This window comes from Limosilactobacillus viscerum (assembly GCF_947387525.1).
GTDB classification, from domain to species: Bacteria; Bacillota; Bacilli; order Lactobacillales; family Lactobacillaceae; genus Limosilactobacillus; species Limosilactobacillus viscerum.
In genome coordinates, this window is the sequence record NZ_CANDNW010000007.1 from 58,180 (window position 1) to 75,385 (window position 17,206).

Annotated in this window: 17 protein-coding genes; 3 read left to right on the top strand and 14 right to left on the bottom strand. The window is 44.9% G+C overall.

The features are described from left to right. Positions 1-4: 4 nt before the first annotated feature. The 8 genes from QOS07_RS03620 to rpsU all read right to left on the bottom strand — a co-directional run bounded on the left by QOS07_RS03620 (position 5) and on the right by rpsU (position 6,588). Entirely contained in the window at positions 5-400 is a 396-nt protein-coding gene (locus tag QOS07_RS03620; RefSeq protein ID WP_283587645.1) for a diacylglycerol kinase family protein, read from the bottom strand. Further along, positions 384-806 (bottom strand): rRNA maturation RNase YbeY, encoded by a 423-nt coding sequence (gene ybeY, locus QOS07_RS03625; protein ID WP_408613281.1) that lies wholly within the window; start codon positions 804-806, stop codon positions 384-386. The genes QOS07_RS03620 and ybeY overlap by 17 nt, the downstream gene beginning before the upstream one ends. Positions 807-862: 56 nt before the next feature. After that, complete coding sequence (locus tag QOS07_RS03630) at positions 863-1,873, bottom strand: PhoH family protein (RefSeq protein ID WP_283587647.1); 1,011 nt, start codon at positions 1,871-1,873, stop codon at positions 863-865. Positions 1,874-2,002: 129 nt separating this feature from the next. Then, positions 2,003-3,388, bottom strand: coding sequence for an argininosuccinate lyase (gene argH / locus QOS07_RS03635; protein WP_283587648.1), 1,386 nt, complete (start codon positions 3,386-3,388; stop codon positions 2,003-2,005). Beyond that, on the bottom strand, positions 3,378-4,607 hold the full coding sequence (locus QOS07_RS03640) for an argininosuccinate synthase (RefSeq protein WP_283587649.1): 1,230 nt from the start codon (positions 4,605-4,607) through the stop codon (positions 3,378-3,380). Before QOS07_RS03640 ends, argH begins: the two co-directional genes overlap by 11 nt. 176 nt (positions 4,608-4,783) lie before the next feature. Beyond that, positions 4,784-5,761, bottom strand: coding sequence for a choloylglycine hydrolase (gene bsh / locus QOS07_RS03645; RefSeq protein ID WP_283587650.1), 978 nt, complete (start codon positions 5,759-5,761; stop codon positions 4,784-4,786). Positions 5,762-5,887: 126 nt separating this feature from the next. Beyond that, on the bottom strand, positions 5,888-6,337 hold the full coding sequence (locus tag QOS07_RS03650) for a GatB/YqeY domain-containing protein (protein ID WP_283587651.1): 450 nt from the start codon (positions 6,335-6,337) through the stop codon (positions 5,888-5,890). A gap of 59 nt (positions 6,338-6,396) precedes the next feature. Beyond that, positions 6,397-6,588, bottom strand: a complete 192-nt coding sequence (gene rpsU / locus QOS07_RS03655; protein WP_003665847.1) for a 30S ribosomal protein S21 — start codon at positions 6,586-6,588, stop codon at positions 6,397-6,399. A 310-nt stretch (positions 6,589-6,898) separates the two neighbouring features. Between rpsU and QOS07_RS03660 the strand changes: the two genes are divergently transcribed. Further along, complete coding sequence (locus QOS07_RS03660) at positions 6,899-8,422, top strand: ABC transporter substrate-binding protein/permease (RefSeq protein ID WP_283587652.1); 1,524 nt, start codon at positions 6,899-6,901, stop codon at positions 8,420-8,422. Beyond that, the gene (locus QOS07_RS03665) at positions 8,412-9,152 is read left to right on the top strand and encodes an amino acid ABC transporter ATP-binding protein (RefSeq protein ID WP_283587653.1); all 741 of its coding nucleotides are present in this window, start codon (positions 8,412-8,414) and stop codon (positions 9,150-9,152) included. The genes QOS07_RS03660 and QOS07_RS03665 overlap by 11 nt, the downstream gene beginning before the upstream one ends. A 63-nt stretch (positions 9,153-9,215) precedes the next feature. Here the strand turns inward: QOS07_RS03665 and QOS07_RS03670 are convergent, their stop codons facing one another. The 3 genes from QOS07_RS03670 to aspS all read right to left on the bottom strand — a co-directional run bounded on the left by QOS07_RS03670 (position 9,216) and on the right by aspS (position 12,834). Beyond that, a complete protein-coding gene (locus tag QOS07_RS03670) occupies positions 9,216-10,562 on the bottom strand; it encodes a hypothetical protein (RefSeq protein WP_283587654.1) in 1,347 nt (448 codons plus the stop codon). Between the two features lie 108 nt (positions 10,563-10,670). Beyond that, positions 10,671-10,907, bottom strand: a complete 237-nt coding sequence (locus tag QOS07_RS03675; protein ID WP_283587655.1) for a hypothetical protein — start codon at positions 10,905-10,907, stop codon at positions 10,671-10,673. Positions 10,908-11,046: 139 nt separating this feature from the next. After that, positions 11,047-12,834 carry an aspartate--tRNA ligase gene (gene aspS / locus QOS07_RS03680; protein WP_283587656.1) on the bottom strand — a complete coding sequence of 596 codons (1,788 nt, stop codon included), beginning with the start codon at positions 12,832-12,834 and terminating at the stop codon, positions 11,047-11,049. Positions 12,835-13,191: 357 nt separating this feature from the next. Between aspS and QOS07_RS03685 the strand changes: the two genes are divergently transcribed. Further along, positions 13,192-14,037, top strand: coding sequence for a fructosamine kinase family protein (locus QOS07_RS03685; RefSeq protein ID WP_283587657.1), 846 nt, complete (start codon positions 13,192-13,194; stop codon positions 14,035-14,037). Positions 14,038-14,156: 119 nt separating this feature from the next. On the opposite strand, the gene dtd is transcribed toward QOS07_RS03685, so the two are convergent. The 3 genes from dtd to QOS07_RS03700 are packed head-to-tail and all read right to left on the bottom strand — an operon-like array spanning position 14,157 to position 17,192. Next, positions 14,157-14,594, bottom strand: coding sequence for a D-aminoacyl-tRNA deacylase (dtd, locus tag QOS07_RS03690; protein ID WP_283587658.1), 438 nt, complete (start codon positions 14,592-14,594; stop codon positions 14,157-14,159). A gap of 17 nt (positions 14,595-14,611) precedes the next feature. Then, positions 14,612-16,849 (bottom strand): RelA/SpoT family protein, encoded by a 2,238-nt coding sequence (locus tag QOS07_RS03695; RefSeq protein WP_283587659.1) that lies wholly within the window; start codon positions 16,847-16,849, stop codon positions 14,612-14,614. 19 nt (positions 16,850-16,868) lie between these two features. Beyond that, positions 16,869-17,192, bottom strand: coding sequence for a hypothetical protein (locus tag QOS07_RS03700; protein WP_283587660.1), 324 nt, complete (start codon positions 17,190-17,192; stop codon positions 16,869-16,871). Positions 17,193-17,206: the final 14 nt, after the last annotated feature.

The window sequence follows — 17,206 nt, forward strand, 5'->3', positions numbered from 1 at the left end:
ACTCCTACCTAATTAAGTTTATAATGCGGGGCACAAAAATAATCAGCCCCACTAAAACCGCGAAGCAGGCCGCAATTAAGACACCGCCAGCAGCGACGTCCTTAGCCTTCTTCACTTCAACATTGTAATGGTGACTAACAAGAAGGTCAGTAACTGCCTCCGTCACCGTATTAAGAAACTCTGCCGCAAAGACGAGAAAAATAACCAAGAGCAGCCAGAGCCACTCGTTTGCATCGACCTTCAACAGCCACCCGACTAATAGGGCTAGTACTGCTGCTAAGGTATGGTAGCGCATATTACGCTCTTCACGAAGCATGGTAATTATACCATCGACCGCATGACCCATTGCTTGGAGCAGGTGGTGGTTCTTACCTGTCTGGTGCTTATCTCTTGAGTCCATATTCATCCAAGATCTCCCGTTGTAGTCCAAACATCTTCTTCTCGTCAGCCGGCTGCTCATGGTCATAGCCATTCAAGTGCAAAAAGCCATGAACTACCAAAAAGCCTAGCTCACGATCAACCGAATGGCCCAGGAACTTGGCCTGCTCCTCAACTTTGTCGATGGAAACAAAGAGGTCACCAAGGTTTGCTGGAAACTCCGCCGCCATCTCCGGATCCATAATGATTGGTGTTTCATCACCGTTCTCCTCGGCAGCAAAGCTTAAAACATCCGTTGCCCGGTCAACTCCCCGGTACTGCTTATTTAATTTTTTGATTGCCGGGTTGGTGGTCATGGTTACTGACATCTCAGTATTATCCTTTAGCGCAAGTTTTTTTGCCGCAAACTGAAGCACATTTTTAATCAACTCTAGCTGGGCATCGCTTACCCGCCCATCAGTTTCATCGTATAACGTCAGGTCCACTATTCTTTCTCCTTCCCTGCATCCTGCTTTTGATTTGTCTTTCTCGTGGCATGTTCTTCATACGCGGTAATAATCCGGGCAACAACTGGGTGCCGGACCACGTCCTCTGCACTAAAGCGAACAAACTTAATTGATTGAATGTCCTGCAGGATTCGCTGGGCACTGACCAGCCCACTCCGGACACCATGTTGAAGGTCGATTTGCGAGATATCCCCATTAACAACCATCTTGGAACCAAAGCCTAACCGGGTTAGGAACATTTTCATTTGGGCATTAGTGGTGTTTTGTGCCTCATCAAGGATAACAAATGCTCCATCAAGCGTCCGTCCCCGCATATAAGCTAGTGGGGCAATTTCAATAATTTCCCGTTCCATTAACCGCTGGGTATGGTCCGAACCGAGGATTGCATTTAATGCATCGTAAATTGGGCGCAGGTACGGGTCAACCTTTTCCTGCAGGTCACCTGGCAGGAAACCAAGGCTCTCACCCGCTTCAACCGCTGGCCGGGTAACGATAATTCGTTCTACTTCGCCCCGCTTCAGTGCAGCTACCGCCATGGCAACGGCAAGGTATGTCTTCCCTGTCCCCGCTGGACCAATCCCAAAGGTAATATCATTATGCTTAATTGCATTAACGTACTGGCGCTGGCCAAAATTCTTAACCCGAATTGGTTGGCCTTTTCGGTCCTTAATAATCGTTTCACTATATAAGTCAGCAAAGTACTCAAGAGTCCCCCGGTGAGCCATTTTCATGGCGCTGACAATATCAGTACTATGAAGGTGAATCCCCTGTTGAAGTAAGTTAACCAGTGCATGAAAAACGTCAACCGTTAACTTGACGTCTTCGCGCCGGCCACTGACCTTCAAATTGCCACCGAATGGGTTTAAGGTAACTTCCATTCCTTGCTCAATCAGGCTAACAAACTTATCCTGCGGGCCAAGAATGCCAACTTCAACTTCTGGCTGGTCAATTTGAAAAACTTGTTCATATTCTTGCGTATTTTCTGCCAAATTATCCTATTCTCCTTCAAAAAGATTAATTTCGCTAATTTCTTAGTAAATTATATCATAGCTTTCTTCAAAGATTGTAACAATAAAAACGACTCAGCATCCCCCACTTTAGGATGCTGAGTCGTAAATTCAGTTATTATTTAAGATTTTTTCCGCCGCTTCGATCTGTTTCTCTACCTGGTCAAAGCCGGTTCCACCAAATGAATTCCGGCGCTGGACGGCAACGGCAGGTTTGAGTACCTCATACACGTCTTCGTCAATTTCCGGATTGATTTGCTTAAATTCCGCTAGTGGAATATCCGCAAGGTCACGACCGGACTTAAGACCTTTTAAGACGAGCTCCCCAACTATTTCATGAGCCTTTCTAAACGGGACCCCCTTCGTTGCAAGGTAATCAGCCAGTTCGGTAGCGTTAGAGAAGTCATGGTGCGTGGCGTGGGCCATCTTTTCTTTATTTACCTTGACCGTTTTGATCATTCCCGTCATCACCGTCAGGCTTGGCAAGATCGTCTTTACCGCATCAAAAACACCTTCCTTATCCTCTTGCATATCCTTATTGTATGCCAGTGGCAGGCCCTTCATCGTTGTCAGCAGGCCAATTAAGCTAGCAAATACACGGCCACCCTTGCCACGGATCAGTTCAGCCATGTCGGGGTTCTTCTTTTGCGGCATGATTGAACTTCCCGTTGAGTAGGCATCAGACAGTTCAATGTAACCAAATTCATAGCTGCACCAGTAGATAATTTCTTCACACAGGCGTGAAAGGTGGACCATTAAGATACTGGAATTGCTTAAGAATTCTAGTGCAAAATCCCGGTCGCTTACCGCATCTAAAGAGTTTGCGTATGGTTGTTGAAAGCCCAACAAGTCCGCTGTCATTTGCCGGTCAATTGGGAACGTGGTGCCGGCAAGTGCTGCAGCACCCAATGGTGAAAGGTCGGTATGCTTCTTATTAAATTCAAACCGTTCAACATCCCGTTGGAACATTTGGAAGTAGGCCATTAGGTAATGACCGTATGAAATTGGCTGCGCATGCTGCATGTGGGTGTAACCAGGCATAATGGTTTTTACGTTATCCTTAGCAAGGTTAACCAGTGCTGACTGGAGCCACTTAATTGCCTTGATGATTTTCGGCAACCGTTCTTTGATGTAGAGGTGAAAATCGGTTGCAACCTGGTCGTTCCGACTCCGCCCCGTATGAAGCTTACCAGCAACCGGGCCAATTTTTTGGGTTAAAAGAGCTTCAATATTCATATGAATATCTTCATTCTCAACGTTAAATGGCAAGCCATGTTCCTGTAGTTCTTGCGCCAACTCTTTTAGTCCCGCTATGATTTGATCCGCATCACTAGCGGAGAGGATTTTAGTTGCTTTAAGCATTTTGACATGGGCTAACGAACCGGTAATATCTTCCATGGCCATTTGCTGGTCAAAAGAAATGGAGGCGCCGAACTCATCAACGAGTTCGTCACCCTCCTTTTCAAACCGTCCGCCCCACATTTTTTTAATGGGCATCGAGTGTTTCTCCTTTCTTCGTCTGGGCCTTTTCTTGGACCTGGGCATAAACCTTATCAGGCAGTTCCCATAGCTTGATGAAGCCAGTTGCTGCTTCCTGGTCAAACTCATCTGCAGATGTGTAGGTCGCAAAGTTCTTATCGTACAACGAATTTGGTGACTTCCGTCCTTCACAAATAACGTTTCCCTTAAAGAGCTTTACCCGGACAACACCATTAACAACCTTTTGTGTTTCATCCAGGAAGGCAACCAGTGCTTTCATCAATGGTGAATACCATAGGCCATTATAAATCAATTCGTTCATCTTGAGTTCAATTGTTGGCTTGAAGTGGGCTACTTCCCGTTCCTGTGTCAGATCTTCCATGTCCTTGTGGGCAGCTAACAAGACTGTTACAGCAGGGCATTCATAGATTTCCCGGGACTTAATCCCAACTAACCGGTTTTCAACGTGGTCAATCCGGCCAATCCCATTTTCGCCAGCAATTTTATCCAGCTTCATAATTAACTGGTCTAATGGCAGTTCTTCGCCATCAAGTGCTACTGGAACCCCTTCTTTAAAGGTAATTTCCATCATGGTTGGCTTGTCTGGAGTTTCCTCAATGGGGGTTGTCCGTTCATAAGCGTCTTCCGGTGCGGCTACCCATGGGTCTTCGAGAATCCCACATTCATTTGCCCGTCCCCATAAATTCTGGTCGATGGAGTACGGACTAGCCTTGGTAATCGGAACCGGGATGTTGTTATCCTTAGCGTATTGGATTTCTTCTTCCCGTGACCAGTGCCAATCACGAATTGGATCTTCAATCTTCATTTCAGGTGCCAGGGCGTGAATTCCAGCTTCAAACCGCACTTGGTCATTCCCTTTCCCCGTACAACCGTGGGCAATTGCCGTTGCACCGTACTGCTTTGCCACACCAACCAATTTTTGAACAATCAGTGGCCGGGACAAGGCAGATACTAGTGGGTACTTTTGTTCATACATTGCGTGGGCCTGAAGTGCTGGTAAAACAAACTGTTCGGCAAAATCCAACTTCGCATCAATTACTACGGACTTCCAGGCGCCAATCTTCTCTGCCTTCTTTTGAATTGCATCAAGATCCAGTCCTTCACCAACATCGATACAGCAGGCAATTACATCGTAACCCTTATTTTTCAGCCAAGCGATTGCAACTGAAGTATCCAAACCACCAGAATATGCTAATACAATCTTTTCCTTTTCCATTTTATCGTCTCTATTCATTTTTATGTATATTTATAAGTTGTGATAAATATACAACCATACCGTATAAATATCAACTAAAATTTCAATATATTTAAAAAATATACATTATAGTGAATATGGGTTGTATAGAAAAGGACCAGCACATAATAAAATAATGCACTAGCCCTTTAAATTAATTAGTTTTGTTCCTTAATTGATTGCTGGTTAATAATTGGAAAGAGTGCCAGTTCCTGGCTGTTGAGGTTAACGTGATGCAATTGAACGGCGTTAATTTGGTTATTATCATAAGTCGTGTAGTAGAACGTTCCCGTGGACAGGTTAATTCCGTCAGAATAAATTGTATATTCAAACTGGCCGGGAGCAACCTCATCCAACCCCTTTTGCTGTTCAACCGCGTGCAGACAGTGGAAATAATTCGTCACGTTCTCTACTTCGTCTTGTCCAGCTGGCGCATGTTGAAGGGTAAACACTTCTTTTACAAAGCGGCTTTCCGAATCCATCCCCCCGGGTAACATGTGCGAGCCAATCCCCCGACTATACGTATTAAGCTTAACCTGCGGCGTTAACGTATTAGTCGGTTCAGCCGGTGAAACACTCTGATAGTTGGCTAAATTAGTCATTTGTTGCGGGAATTCGGGATTATTTGTTAATACATTAACCGGGTTGTCATAAACATGCAAGCCCGTCGCCGTTGATTCAACCGTAATTGAAGCTCCTGAACGGTCAGCAATCAACCAGTGAAGTGGCGATAACTGTAACTGGTCTGAAAAGTTAATATTAACTAAGTTCAGATTCTTCATTAATTCCTTTGCCTCCGCAACGTTTTTGCATTGGCCAAGAACGTAGGGGATAAATTCGAACGGCGAAACATTATCCTTACCAGCTTCTACCGCAAAGAAATGCGCAGGCCCGTCGAAATTCAAGCCGGCCATTCCTAAGCCCTCTTCATTGGCCCCGTCAAAGTATAACGGGTACCCATTCTTCACCAGGGCCATTCCAATTATTGCGTAATGATGGTTTAGTGCCGGCATTTTACGAAAATCAAAACGGTAATCACGTGGTGTAACTACTACCTCTTGGCCAAACGAAATTTCGAGGTCCAGGTTACGACCAAAATAGTGGTCACCAGCCGTATATAAAATTGATGTGCACATTAGTGTGATTCTCCCTTATTAAATAGTCGCTCTTAATTATACACCTTTTGGTTTAAAAAGAAGTTAATAATAAAAAGAGCTGCGACCCATTTTAAAGCTGCAGCTCCCCTATTACATTAAATAAAATTAGTTATTACTAAGGATGTCCTTAACTGCTTGGTTAACAACCTTACCGTCAGCCTGGCCCTTAACCTTTGGCATAACGGCACCCATTACCTTTCCAAAGTCCTTCATGCTTGAAGCACCAACTTGGTCGATCGTTTCCTTAACAATCTTTTGAACATCGTCTGCCGATAATTGCTTTGGCAAGTATTGTTCAACAACCTTTAATTCATTATTGGTCTTGTCAACCAGGTCTTGACGACCAGCCTTTTCAAATTCAGCCAGTGACTCTTTCCGTTGCTTGTATTCACGTGACATCACGGCTACTTCTTCATCTGGTGTTAGGTCATGACCTGCTTCAATTTGCGCGTTTTGAACGGCTGCCTTGAGCATCCGAACCGTTGCGAGAGTCTCCTTATCCCGGCTCTTCATGGCGGTAACCATTTGTTTTGTTAAGTCTTGTAATAAACTCATTCCATCCATCTCCTAATCATAAAAAAAGCTCCCACCAGGGATAGGTAGGAGCAAACATTTTAGTAACGACGACCACGCTTGTTCTTGCGCTTCCGTGCCGCTTCAGATTTCAACTTGCGTTTTACACTTGGCTTTTCGTAGAATTCCCGCTTGCGGTATTCTTGCAAAGTTCCATTGCGTGAAACTGAACGTTTAAAGCGTCGAAGAGCGTCGTCTAAAGATTCATTCTTACGAACGACTGTTTTTGACATGTTGATTCCCTCCCTCCGAGCTTAAAGTTACGTAACAAGGCCTAGTTGAGCCTTTCACTACAGAAAATATTGTACCTAATAAGTACTTTGGTGTCAACATCTCTTTTCTTGCAATTTTTATTTAACTCCTCACACTTTCTCCTTACTACACCTATTTAATGAAGAAAAAATTAAATACAACAATCATCGCAATCAAATTTAGTGCATATTTATGCTAATTTTTGAAAAACTATTGCATAAATAATTAAGATGGTGTATATTCATTTACAGTTATTATTTAAGATTATTATTTGAAAAGGAGTAATTGATTATGAAGCATCTTAAACCACTTTTTATGTTATTCATTCTCTGTGCTTCACTAATCTTCGCGCCGCTAAATGCTTTTGCTGCTGCTACCAGTTCTAGCTCCAGTTCAAGTAGTTCTGCTACTAGTTCATCTACTAACACAGCAGCGACCGATGATTCGCTACAGAGAGTTAAACAGAAGGGAACACTGGTGGTTGGTACCAGTGCCGATTATCCGCCGTTTGAATTTACAACCAAGCAAAATGGCAAGACTAAGTACGTTGGTTTTGAAATGCAACTTGCTAGACAGTTTGCCAAAGATCTAGGGGTCAAGCTGGTCATCAAGAACATGGACTTCGACTCCCTGCTGGTTGCTCTTGAAACGCACAAGGTTGATACAGTAATTGCCGGAATGAACGTTACTCCCGAACGGGAAAAGAATGTTGACTTCTCTAAGGCTTACTACAAGGGGAATAACTTCTTCTTAATCAACAAGGCTGACAAGAACAAGTATAAGTCCGCCAAAAACTTTACCGGGAAGACAGTTGGGGTGCAAAATGGGACAACCCAATACAACCTGGTTAAGCAGTACATGAAATATGCTCATATGCGGGGCCTCGCAAAGGTATCTTCATTAGTAATTGCCTTACAGTCGCACAAGGTAGACGGGGTCTTACTGGATGAACCAACAGCCCGGGCATACGCTAACAACAACTCTAACTTGACGACCTTTAACTCGCACCTTGGTAGCAGTAATTCTGGTGCTAAGGCAATGGCCTTTGCCAAGGGCGACAAGTCTCTCGAAGCCGCAGCCAACCAGACAATTGATAAGGTGCAAAAGAAAGATCTTATTAATAAGAAGTGGTTGCCACAAGCTGCCAAATATATGAATTCCTACAAGAAGCACAATACTGTTGCTAGCTACTGGACCTTCTTTGCTAAAGGGGTCGAATACACCCTGATTATTACTATCGTCTCGGTTATCTTTGGTTTCCTCCTTGGAACACTCTTCGCCCTGATGCGGTTATCACAAAACAAGCTGCTCCACGGAATTGCCGTCTGCTACATTGAATTTATCCGGGGCACACCTATGCTGGTCCAAATCATGTTCGTCTACTTCGGAATTGGTGCGATCATTCAGTCAATGCCAGCCCTCGTTGCCGGTATTATTGCCGTTGCTATCAATTCCGGTGCCTATGTTGCTGAAGTTATTCGTTCTGGTATTCAGTCCCTGCCAGTTGGCCAGACTGAAGCTGCCCGGAGCTTAGGGATGACTAAGAAGCAAGCCTTCCGCTTCGTCATTATGCCACAAGCACTGCGGAACATTTGGCCTGCTCTAGGGAACGAATTTATTACCCTCTTAAAGGATAGTTCATTAGTTTCTACCATCGGTGTTGGTGAATTAATGTACCAAACTCAACTGGTACAAGCTGATACCTACAAGGGTGTCCTGCCACTGTTTATTACCATGATGATTTACTTCGTCTTGACCTTTACCTTGACGAGAATCTTAAACTACTTCGAGAGGAGAATGAAACATGCCCACTAAAATGATTGAAATTCAACACCTTAAAAAGGAATTTAATAATAACCTAGTTCTGAAAGACATTTCAGAAGAAGTCGATAAGGGACAAGTAATTTGCGTAATCGGACCATCCGGTGCTGGTAAGAGTACTTTTCTTCGTTGTCTCAACGTACTTGAAAAGCCAACCGCTGGTAAAGTGCTGTTCGAAGGAAAAGATCTGACAAATATTTCTGACGCAGAACTGGATAAATTACGGGAAAAGATGGGCATGGTTTTCCAAGGGTTTAACCTCTTCCCTAACATGACCGTCATTGAAAACATTAAGATTGCACCGGTTAAAGTTAAGGGCATGAGTGATGAAGAAGCTACTAAGACTGCCATGGACCTCCTAAAGAAGGTTGGCCTGGAGAATAAGGCGGACGTTTATCCCGACAGCCTTTCCGGTGGTCAAAAGCAACGGGTAGCCATTGCCCGTTCACTAGCAATGGATCCTGAAGTGATGCTCTTTGACGAACCAACTAGTGCCCTTGACCCAGAAATGGTTGATGAAGTATTAAATGTAATGCAAGAACTGGCCGATTCAGGGATGACAATGGTTGTCGTAACCCACGAAATGGGCTTTGCCAAAGAAGTAGCCGACCAGATTTGGTTTATGGCTGATGGCTACATTCAGGAATCCGGCAAACCGGAGGACTTCTTCTCCCATCCAACTAGCGACCGGGCAAAAGAGTTCTTAAAGAAAGTTTTGAAATAATTAATTAAAGGAGCCGAAACAAGTTCCCGTGGCAAAACTCGTTTTTGTTACGGGAACTTGTTTTTATATTTCTTCTCGCCGGTTTTCATAGAGATAGTTTAGGCGCCGGACACCCTCGTTTGCGTCCGCACGATAAAAGCGCTGAACCTTGGTATCAAGTTCTGAATGCTGCTTAAGGTAATCAGTAACCGCATGCGGGACCGAGCCAAGTAGGATAAAGATAAAATCACTTGCCGTCATCCGTTTAAAAATAAGAGCTAGTGAATCCTCATATGCATCCATGACCGTTAATTCAACATACTTTCGCAGCTGATCGACTAGCGGACTAATCTTTTTGTTTCCGAGCAGAAGCACCTTTTGGTTAGCAAGCCAGGCCAACTTATTAGGATTAACAATCATTACCCGTTCACTGGCAGCTGCCAATTGTTGCTGGTCAACTACCGGTACAACCTGGGAACAGGCGAAAGTAGCCGCTTGCGACTGTACCCTAATCGCTTTGCCCAAAATAACCCGCTTGGCACTGGTAGTTTGGCTTGATGGTGGTGTTGGCAGATGACTGGCAAGCAAACGATTAAGACTCACCGTCCCGCTTGTTCTAACTAGGCGGTTAGGCTGCATACTCCCCTGCTCTTCCAGGTAACTCATCACCTCGTTTACCCACGGCATGGTGGTAACCAAGTAGTAATGTTCACGGTCAACTCGTTGAACTTTAATGGCCACCCCTGGCTTGATGGTAGCTAGTATTGACTTAGAAAGGCCGGTAATAATTAGCGGGTGGCTACCCTCTCGATTGCCGCTAACATAAAATTGACCATTCTTTTCAATTAGGTAGCCGTAAATAAAGTTCGTCGATCGCTTCTCTTTAACTGCTCGGTTAAAGGTATCGACTACTTTTTCTAGCAATGGAATCAATGGTCCATATTGGTGAATCGTTTCGGTACTAAGCTGGTCGGTCAAGACATGGAAAGCATTGTTTAACTGGCTACCATTAACGTACCGCTTTAACATTTGTGCTTGTGCGATATTAAAGTCTCGTTTGCTTCGACGCAGGCGTTTTTTTAATTCATTCTTATCCTGGTCGCATTGTTGGTAGCGGTCCGCTAGCCTTTCCTGTTGCTGTTGGAGATGGTGGTAGCGGTTCTGTAACCGGTCATACTGTCTTGCCCTTGCCTTTACAGAATCAACTTCCTGCCAAGAAAGCTGTAATAACTTAACCATGGTTAAATAGGCCCGGTGGTCTTCAGCACGTTGCATTAATAATTGATCACGAATGCTCTTGCCTGCAAACGGTTTGACTGCCAGTTCATCAAAGGTCCGTAACCAGGCAGAGATTTCAACGTACGAAGCTAGTAATTTGCTCGCCTTCTGGTCAAGGTGGTCAGCTTTTTCTTGTATTTTTAGCCGTTCCATCGCCTGTTCTTGCCGTAGATGATGGTTAGCTTGGCGAAGCTGCTGTACACGCTTTTCACTTTCTTTTAGCTTCCTCTGGGCTGCATTGATGGACTGTTGTTGTTCTTTCTATAACCGTTGTATCCTTTGGCGAAGGCGACGTACCTCCTTATTGTCCGCTTGCTTACTCTTTTTATCAATTCTAACTACTTCCTGCTTTCGTTGGTGCTCCCTAATTAGCTGCTGTTTTCGTTGCCGCTCGCTTTGCGAATGGTGGACAGATTGATTTTGGTGCTCTGCCTTCATTTTCTTTGACGGATAAACCTTCATCCTAATTCCCCGCGACATCGCCATCCCCACTTTCATTAACTTTATTAGTACCCCTTAATTTTATCAAACATACGTTCGAAAAGGAAGCAAAAGAAAAGAACCGAGAAGAAGCGATGAGTTTTCTTCCCAGCCCTTGAGTTTCTTCTAATTGTCAAAAATAGTCTTCCGTACCTGATTACTTATCCTGGCGATAATCAACATCATCGTCAAACTTAATTGCTAAGTCGTCAAGTTGTTGCTGACTAACCTTACCTGGAGCCGCCGTTAACGGTTCAACAGCCTTAGAGTTCTTAGGGAATGGAATTACATCCCGAATATTGTCTGCTTCAGCCAGGAGCATTACCCAGCGGTCAAGGCCGAATGCCAACCCACCTTCAGGCGGCATCCCCATCGTCAGCGCCTTCAGCAAGAAGCCGAACCGCGCTTCGGCCCGTTCCTTGGTGTAGCCCAAGGCCTTCAAAACCTTTTCTTGAACCTTTGGATCGTGGATACGGATGGAACCACCACCAATTTCTTGCCCATTCAGGATAATGTCATAACTTTGGGCGTGGGCCTTGTGCGGGTCCTCACCGTCTTCAAGGTAGTGAAGGTCTTCTTCATTCAACATGGTGAATGGGTGGTGGGCAGCAATCCACTTACCGAACCCTTCATCGTATTCAAACATTGGCCAGTTAACAACCCACAGGTAGTTCCATTGACCAGGCTTGATCATGTCCATTTCCTTAGCAATGTCCCGCCGAAGGTAGCCTAAAGAATCAGCAACAACATGGAAACTAGCGGCAACAAAGAGGATCAAGTCCCCAGGCTTGGCTCCCATTTCAGCATTGATTTGGTCCGCCTTGTCATTCAAGAACTTCGCAACTGGACCATTGTAACCATCTTCGGTTACCTTAACCCAGGCCAAGCCCTTGGCACCATACCGTTTGATGTAATCTTCCTTCTTTGAAATATCCTTCCGGGAGTACTTGTCAGCACCACCAGGAACACAGATGGCCCGAACATAGTTGCCAGCAGCAACGGTCCCCGAGAAGACCTTAAATGAACTATCCTTAACGATGTCAGACAGGTCATGAATCAACATGCCAAAACGCGTGTCTGGCTTGTCGGACCCATACTTATCCATGGCTTCTTGCCATTCCATCCGTGGGAATGGGGTCTTAACATCGATCCCCTTGACTTCCTTCATAACCCGCTTAATCAAGCCTTCTGTTTCCGTTTGAATATCTTCCGGAGTAGCAAAGCTCATTTCAGTATCAATCTGGGTAAATTCGGGTTGGCGGTCACCACGGAGGTCTTCATCACGGAAGCACCGTGCCAGTTGATAGTACTTGTCAACACCGGCAGCCATCAATAATTGCTTGAACAGTTGAGGTGACTGTGGCAGTGCATAGAAGTGGCCTGGATAAACCCGGGAAGGAACGATGTAATCACGAGCACCTTCTGGCGTTGACCGGGTCAGGTCCGGTGTTTCAACATCCATGAAGCCTTCGCCGTCATAGTAATTGTGGACGATGGAGGCAATCTTACTCCGCAGCTTCATGTTCTTCATCATTTCCGGCCGCCGGAGGTCCAGGTACCGGTACTTCATCCGTAAATCTTCACTAGCATCAACATTGTCGGTAATGTCAAATGGAGTTGTTTCGGACTTTGCCAAAACTTTAATGTCGTCAACTGCTACTTCTACCTTACCGGTCTTCATGTCAGGATTGATTTCCTTTTCTGCCCGCAGCTGAACCTTACCGTGAACCTCAAGGACATATTGGTTCCGAACCGCATTAGCAGTCTTAAATACTTCCGGGTTCTCCTTTTCGTTAAAGACTAATTGGACAATTCCTTCACGGTCCCAGAGGTCGATAAAGATCAGGCCACCGAGGTTCCGCCGTTTAGCAACCCATCCCTTAAGAACGACTTCTTGACCGACTTGCTTTTCACTGGTGTCACCAGCATAGTTAGTACGCTTCATTCTCTTACTTCCTTTTTTCTAATTCGTTGATAATAATAAAAAAGCACCCTTGTAATTACAAGGGTGCTAATGCACGGTACCACCTTGGTATCAACTCAACGATAACGTCAGCTTCCTGACGGGACAAAAGTCCAACCTAAAAAGTGTCAATCGATCTTTCATCTGGCGGGCTTCCACCATCCCCGTTCGCTAGTTGTCAGAAAGTACCGAGCATTCTTTTATTACTGGTCACGAATATTTAATTACAAGTCTTACCTTACTCGACCAACCCATGAAAGTCAATACTCAAATCAAGGTGACTTGCTTTTTAGCGGTGACAACTTAAAATGAAGCTAAGTAAATAAAAGGAGCCGTTCAATGAGTAAGTTAAATCATAGCTGGTTTAGCCAGTTGCCAATCAAAAATATTGAAAATTACCAACCCGTTAGTGGTGGCGACATTAATGAAGCCTACCAAATCAACGCCAACGGTAAAACATACTTTATTAAGGCCCAGCCGAATCATCCTGCTGACTACTTCCGTCATGAAATCAACGGTCTCAAGGCGCTGGGCAAGGTTGTTAACACTCCTACCCCACTCTATAATGGTGAAATCGACGGGAATGCTTACCTCGTACTTAACTGGCTGAATGAAAGTTTCGGCAGTCAAGCCGACCTGGGTCGTGCGGTTGCCAAACTACACCAACAAACAAACGACCAATTTGGCTTCGTTGATAACCACCAGACAAAAGTCCTGGTCAAGGATAATTCCTGGAATAACTCCTGGTCCGACTTCTATGTCAACCAGCGATTACTCCCCGAGGCAAAGGTTGCTGCTGAACGAGGACGGTGGAGCCGCTGGCGGGAAGAGCACTTCAAGCAGATGGTGAAAAAGTTCGAGCAATACTACCAGGGACATGAGGTTAAAGCTAGCCTACTCCATGGCGATCTATGGGCTGGTAACTTCATGTTTGCTGGTGATCATGAGCCCTACTTAATCGACCCCGATGCTGTATACGGTGATCGTGAATTTGATCTTGCAATGACCACGGTCTTTGGGGGATTTGACCAGGAATTTTACCAGGCATACGGTGAAGAATACCCATTCACGCCCGGGATTAATGACCGGCTGCCTTGGTACCGGTTCTATTACCTCTGCATGCACCTGATTTTATTTGGCGAAAGCTATGGCCCAGCAGTTGACCGGATTTTGGAACAATACTAACCAATCATAACAAGTTTTGCAGGGTCTCGCTTTTTTACATGATCACTGTGTAATATTCGAAAAAAAGTAGACAGGAAAGTAAATTTTTCTTCCCTGTCTACTTTTTCTCATAGCAAAACTTATTTTTCATAGATAATAGTCGTTGGCCCATCATTTTCCAAGTCTACTTTCATGTCAGCACCAAAGTGACCTGTTTCGACGTGGACCCCCGTCGCAGCTAATTTTTGGTTAAAGCGATTATATAGCGGTTCAGCAATCTCGGATCTAGCCGCATCAGTGAAGCCTGGCCGGTTACCATGTTTAGTATCGGCGTAAAGGGTAAACTGTGAAATCGATAGGATTGCTCCTCCAACATCACTCAACCCTTTATTCATCTTACCATGATCGTCTTCAAAGACCCGTAAGTTAATCACCTTGTGAACAAGGTAATCAAGTTGCTCATCACCATCAGTTGGTGCAAAGCCTACTAAAAGCATATAGCCCTTGCCGATCTTACCTACGACTTCACCATCAATCGTAACCTGCGCATGGTTAACCTTTTGCAATACTATCCGCATCAAATCGCTCCTTTTAACTACTGGATTACCCGTTTAACTACGTACACATCACGAATGTTCTTCAGTGCATCCATGATTAACTGCAGCTGTTGAAGGTTCCGGACCCCAATTGTTAAGCTGATTGTCACCATCTTATTGTGGTCAACCTTACCATTCACAGAATTAAGATACTTGGTACTGTTATTAACCGAACGAAGAACATCATTTAACATTCCATTCCGGTTGTAACCTTGAACCTCGATATCGGCATTATAGTTAGTCTTATCGCCCGCTGGATTGGCCCAGTAAACACTAACAATCCGCTGCCCACTCTTGCGTGCCGCTTGAATGTTCGGGCAATCTGACCGGTGAACTGAAACACCACGGCCCTTGGTAATATAACCAGTAATGTCATCTCCCGGTACCGGGTTACAACAGTGGCTTAGCCGTACAAGGAGGTTTTCAACCCCTTCGACCACTACTCCTTCACTGGAAGCCTTGGCCTGCTTTTGTTTTTGCTTTTCATCCGGCTTTTGTAATGTTTGGTGTCCTTCAAGCAGTGCTTTTTCGGCAGCTTCCGCCTTATCATCTGCTTGTTTTTTACGAATATCGGCCGTAAACCGATTACGAACGCCAACCGGAGCTAAATCACCAAAACCAATGGCAGCAAACATATCATCACTTGTCTTATAGTGAAGGTGTGCCGATACTTTTTGACTCTTTTCTTCGGTTAACAGTTCCGCTGGGTCATAGCCGGCCTCACGCAGTTCGTTTTCAATCATCCGTTTTCCTTGCTCAATGTTCTTATCACGGTCATGAGCACGGAAGAAAGCACGAATCTTATTCCGCGCCCGCCGGGTTGAAACGAGTTCCAACCAGTCCCGACTTGGTCCCGCGGAAGAAGTAGAGGTCAGGATATCAACTATGTCACCGTTTTTAATTTCGTAATCCAATGGCACAATCCGCCCATTGACCTTCGCACCCGTCGTGTGGTTACCAACTTCGGTATGGATCTGGTAAGCCATATCCAGCGGACCGGCACCCTTTGGCATTTCAATTACATCACCCTTTGGCGTAAAGGCGTAAACCTTATCAGTGAAGATATCGCTTTGGATGCCCTGCATGAACTCATCGGTTCCATGACTTTCACTCCGCATTTCAAGAATTTCCTTAACGACATTTAGCTTTTGACTATCCTTCGTTTGTTGAACGCCGTTGGTCTTACCTTCTTTATAGGCCCAGTGAGCTGCAACCCCGTACTCGGCTACTTGGTGCATGTGGTGCGTCCGAATTTGAACCTCTAACGGGCGTCCCTCAGGACCAATAATAGTGGTGTGAAGTGACTGGTAACCGTTGGCCTTAGGCATCGCAATATAGTCCTTAAAACGACCTGGCATCGGCTTCCAGTTAGTGTGAATCGCACCTAGTGCCGCATAGCAATCCTTAATTGTATCAACAACAATCCGGATGGCCAGCAAGTCATAAATTTGGCTGAACTGCTTATGCTGGGTAACCATTTTCCGGTAAATAGAATAGATGTGCTTCGGCCGACCATAAATTTCCACATTAGGTCCTAGGTCGAGGTCGCTAATGGCTTTCTTGATCAGCTTAATTGAATGGTTAATCGAATCCACCCGTTGGTCGCGCCGTGAATTCATCAGGTGAACAATTCGGTAGTATTGTTGGGGATTCAAGTAGCGCAGCGAGAGGTCTTCCAGTTCCCATTTAATCGTGCTAATTCCTAGCCGGTCCGCAATCGGTGCATAAATCTCGAGGGTTTCATTTGAAATCCGCCGTTGCTTATCTGGACGCAAGTGCTTTAATGTCCGCATATTGTGAAGACGGTCCGCTAATTTAACAATCATCACCCGGATATCCTTGGACATTGCCAATAGCAATTTCCGGTGGGTTGCTGCCATCTGTTCCTTATTGGACTTATACTGAATTTTTCCTAGCTTAGTATCACCATCGACAATCATTGCAATTGTTGGGCCAAAAAGCTCCTTGATATCATCAAGTGTTGCCCCGGTATCTTCAACAATATCGTGAAGGTAACCAGCACAAACCGTTTCTGGGTCCATATGTAGGTTGGCAAGGATTCCCGCAACTTGGATTGGGTGGATAATATACGGCTCGCCAGACTTCCGCCGTTGGTCGTGGTGACAAACTTCAGCAAAATGGTAGGCCTTTTCTACTAGCGCAACATGTTCATCATTCATGTAAGAAGCAACCATTTTGTGAACGTCTTCGTGAGTTAGTTCTTTTACTTCTGACATTAAACAACCCCCTTCCAAGTTAGTCCTGCTTCCGAAGTGAGCAGGAGAGATATGAAATTGCTAAGTAAGCAACTGCAAAGTAATAAGTATATGGTGGCATCCAAATATACGCCGCAAGCAAAAAGAGGAGCGGGAAAATAAATAACGTCCACCAACGGCCGGCAGCCCGGTATAAGTGGCCACCGAGCCAGATACTAAAGCAGCAGTTAATAATTACCAGGATCACCCCTACCCACATTGCGCGGGTAATTGGCAATTTCATCCCCAAAACCGGAATAATAATTCCGAACAAGAGGCCACCGCCCCATAAGTACCAATCAATTTTCTTAATCCAATTCATCATTTCAACACCTTGCA

Excerpts from the sequence above, each read along its gene's own strand:
- QOS07_RS03620 (WP_283587645.1), bottom strand. The coding sequence starts at position 400 with ATGGACTCAAGAGATAAGCACCAGACAGGTAAGAACCACCACCTGCTC.
- argH (WP_283587648.1), bottom strand. The coding sequence starts at position 3,388 with ATGCCCATTAAAAAAATGTGGGGCGGACGGTTTGAAAAGGAGGGTGAC.
- QOS07_RS03640 (WP_283587649.1), bottom strand. The coding sequence starts at position 4,607 with ATGGAAAAGGAAAAGATTGTATTAGCATATTCTGGTGGTTTGGATACT.
- bsh (WP_283587650.1), bottom strand. The coding sequence starts at position 5,761 with ATGTGCACATCAATTTTATATACGGCTGGTGACCACTATTTTGGTCGT.
- QOS07_RS03650 (WP_283587651.1), bottom strand. The coding sequence starts at position 6,337 with ATGAGTTTATTACAAGACTTAACAAAACAAATGGTTACCGCCATGAAG.
- rpsU (WP_003665847.1), bottom strand. The coding sequence starts at position 6,588 with ATGTCAAAAACAGTCGTTCGTAAGAATGAATCTTTAGACGACGCTCTT.
- QOS07_RS03660 (WP_283587652.1), top strand. The coding sequence starts at position 6,899 with ATGAAGCATCTTAAACCACTTTTTATGTTATTCATTCTCTGTGCTTCA.
- QOS07_RS03665 (WP_283587653.1), top strand. The coding sequence starts at position 8,412 with ATGCCCACTAAAATGATTGAAATTCAACACCTTAAAAAGGAATTTAAT.
- QOS07_RS03670 (WP_283587654.1), bottom strand. The coding sequence starts at position 10,562 with ATGGAACGGCTAAAAATACAAGAAAAAGCTGACCACCTTGACCAGAAG.
- QOS07_RS03675 (WP_283587655.1), bottom strand. The coding sequence starts at position 10,907 with ATGAAAGTGGGGATGGCGATGTCGCGGGGAATTAGGATGAAGGTTTAT.
- aspS (WP_283587656.1), bottom strand. The coding sequence starts at position 12,834 with ATGAAGCGTACTAACTATGCTGGTGACACCAGTGAAAAGCAAGTCGGT.
- QOS07_RS03685 (WP_283587657.1), top strand. The coding sequence starts at position 13,192 with ATGAGTAAGTTAAATCATAGCTGGTTTAGCCAGTTGCCAATCAAAAAT.
- dtd (WP_283587658.1), bottom strand. The coding sequence starts at position 14,594 with ATGCGGATAGTATTGCAAAAGGTTAACCATGCGCAGGTTACGATTGAT.
- QOS07_RS03695 (WP_283587659.1), bottom strand. The coding sequence starts at position 16,849 with ATGTCAGAAGTAAAAGAACTAACTCACGAAGACGTTCACAAAATGGTT.
- QOS07_RS03700 (WP_283587660.1), bottom strand. The coding sequence starts at position 17,192 with ATGATGAATTGGATTAAGAAAATTGATTGGTACTTATGGGGCGGTGGC.